Annotated in this window: 1 rRNA gene; it reads left to right on the top strand. The window is 56.4% G+C overall.

Annotated elements, in window-relative coordinates:
* The first annotated feature begins 35 nt into the window (after window positions 1–35).
* A 23S ribosomal RNA gene (locus ACFYY7_RS45145) occupies window positions 36–3,161 on the top strand.
* The last annotated feature ends 22 nt before the right edge of the window (window positions 3,162–3,183 follow it).

The following is a 3,183-nucleotide window of genomic DNA, read 5'->3' as shown; positions in this document are numbered from 1 at the left end:
TGTTTGAGAACTGCACAGTGGACGCGAGCATCTGTGGCCAAGTTTTTAAGGGCGCACGGTGGATGCCTTGGCACCAGGAACCGATGAAGGACGTGGGAGGCCACGATAGGCCCCGGGGAGCTGTCAACCGAGCTTTGATCCGGGGGTGTCCGAATGGGGAAACCCGGCAGTCGTCATGGGCTGTCACCCGCTGCTGAACACATAGGCAGTGTGGAGGGAACGAGGGGAAGTGAAACATCTCAGTACCCTCAGGAAGAGAAAACAACCGTGATTCCGGGAGTAGTGGCGAGCGAAACTGGATGAGGCCAAACCGTATGCGTGTGATACCCGGCAGGGGTTGCGCATGCGGGGTTGTGGGATCTCTCTTCCACGGTCTGCCGGCCGTGGGACGAGTCAGAAACCGTTGATGTAGGCGAAGGACATGCGAAAGGTCCGGCGTAGAGGGTAAGACCCCCGTAGCTGAAACATTGACGGCTCGTTTGAGAGACACCCAAGTAGCACGGGGCCCGAGAAATCCCGTGTGAATCTGGCGGGACCACCCGCTAAGCCTAAATATTCCCTGGTGACCGATAGCGGATAGTACCGTGAGGGAATGGTGAAAAGTACCGCGGGAGCGGAGTGAAATAGTACCTGAAACCGTGTGCCTACAAGCCGTGGGAGCGTCGCTGTATGTGCTTGCACATGCAGTCGTGACTGCGTGCCTTTTGAAGAATGAGCCTGCGAGTTTGCGGTGTGTTGCGAGGTTAACCCGTGTGGGGAAGCCGTAGCGAAAGCGAGTCCGAATAGGGCGGTTGAGTAGCACGCTCAAGACCCGAAGCGGAGTGATCTAGCCATGGGCAGGTTGAAGCGGAGGTAAGACTTCGTGGAGGACCGAACCCACCAGGGTTGAAAACCTGGGGGATGACCTGTGGTTAGGGGTGAAAGGCCAATCAAACTCCGTGATAGCTGGTTCTCCCCGAAATGCATTTAGGTGCAGCGTCGTGTGTTTCTTGCCGGAGGTAGAGCACTGGATAGGCGATGGGCCCTACCGGGTTACTGACCTTAGCCAAACTCCGAATGCCGGTAAGTGAGAGCACGGCAGTGAGACTGTGGGGGATAAGCTCCATGGTCGAGAGGGAAACAGCCCAGAGCATCGACTAAGGCCCCTAAGCGTACGCTAAGTGGGAAAGGATGTGGAGTCGCAGAGACAACCAGGAGGTTGGCTTAGAAGCAGCCACCCTTGAAAGAGTGCGTAATAGCTCACTGGTCAAGTGATTCCGCGCCGACAATGTAGCGGGGCTCAAGCGTACCGCCGAAGTCGTGTCATTCGTACATTAATCCCCAACGGGAGTACGGATGGGTAGGGGAGCGTCGTGTGCCGGGTGAAGCAGCCGCGGAAGCGAGTTGTGGACGGTTCACGAGTGAGAATGCAGGCATGAGTAGCGATACACACGTGAGAAACGTGTGCGCCGATTGACTAAGGGTTCCTGGGTCAAGCTGATCTGCCCAGGGTAAGTCGGGACCTAAGGCGAGGCCGACAGGCGTAGTCGATGGACAACCGGTTGATATTCCGGTACCCGCTTTGAAACGCCCAATACTGAGCCCATTAATGCTAAGTCCGTGAAGCCGGCCTGATCTCTTCGGAGTTGAGGGTAGTGGTGGAGCCGATGAACCAAGGTGGTAGTAGGTAAGCGATGGGGTGACGCAGGAAGGTAGTCCAGCCCGGGCGGTGGTTGTCCCGGGGTAAGGGTGTAGGACGCACGGTAGGCAAATCCGTCGTGCATATAAGTCTGAGACCTGATGCCGAGCCGATTGTGGTGAAGTGGATGATCCTATGCTGTCGAGAAAAGCCTCTAGCGAGTTTCATGGCGGCCCGTACCCTAAACCGACTCAGGTGGTCAGGTAGAGAATACCGAGGCGTTCGGGTGAACTATGGTTAAGGAACTCGGCAAAATGCCCCCGTAACTTCGGGAGAAGGGGGGCCATCACTGGTGAGGAGACTTGCTCTCCGAGCTGGGGGTGGCCGCAGAGACCAGCGAGAAGCGACTGTTTACTAAAAACACAGGTCCGTGCGAAGCCGTAAGGCGATGTATACGGACTGACGCCTGCCCGGTGCTGGAACGTTAAGGGGACCGGTTAGCTGACTTTCGGGTCGGCGAAGCTGAGAACTTAAGCGCCAGTAAACGGCGGTGGTAACTATAACCATCCTAAGGTAGCGAAATTCCTTGTCGGGTAAGTTCCGACCTGCACGAATGGCGTAACGACTTCTCGACTGTCTCAACCATAGGCCCGGTGAAATTGCACTACGAGTAAAGATGCTCGTTTCGCGCAGCAGGACGGAAAGACCCCGGGACCTTTACTACAGTTTGATATTGGTGTTCGGTTCGGCTTGTGTAGGATAGGTGGGAGACTTTGAAGCAGCCACGCCAGTGGTTGTGGAGTCGTCGTTGAAATACCACTCTGGTCGTGCTGGATGTCTAACCTGGGTCCGTGATCCGGATCAGGGACAGTGTCTGATGGGTAGTTTAACTGGGGCGGTTGCCTCCTAAAGAGTAACGGAGGCGCCCAAAGGTTCCCTCAGCCTGGTTGGCAATCAGGTGTTGAGTGTAAGTGCACAAGGGAGCTTGACTGTGAGACCGACGGGTCGAGCAGGGACGAAAGTCGGGACTAGTGATCCGGCAGTGGCTTGTGGAAGCGCTGTCGCTCAACGGATAAAAGGTACCCCGGGGATAACAGGCTGATCTTCCCCAAGAGTCCATATCGACGGGATGGTTTGGCACCTCGATGTCGGCTCGTCGCATCCTGGGGCTGGAGTCGGTCCCAAGGGTTGGGCTGTTCGCCCATTAAAGCGGTACGCGAGCTGGGTTTAGAACGTCGTGAGACAGTTCGGTCCCTATCCGCTGTGCGCGTAGGAATATTGAGAAGGGCTGTCCCTAGTACGAGAGGACCGGGACGGACGAACCTCTGGTGTGCCAGTTGTTCTGCCAAGGGCATGGCTGGTTGGCTACGTTCGGAAAGGATAACCGCTGAAAGCATCTAAGCGGGAAGCCTGCTTCGAGATGAGTATTCCCACCAACTTGATTGGTTAAGGCTCCCAGTAGACGACTGGGTTGATAGGCCAGATGTGGAAGCCCGGTAACGGGTGGAGCTGACTGGTACTAATAGGCCGAGGGCTTGTCCTCAGTTGCTCGCGTCCACTGTGTT

The sequence above is a fragment of the Streptomyces sp. NPDC001933 genome, from assembly GCF_042890955.1.
Taxonomy (GTDB): domain Bacteria; phylum Actinomycetota; class Actinomycetes; order Streptomycetales; family Streptomycetaceae; genus Streptomyces.
The sequence above is the reverse complement of the archived record's forward strand: the minus strand, read 5'-3'. Positions and strand labels throughout refer to the sequence as shown.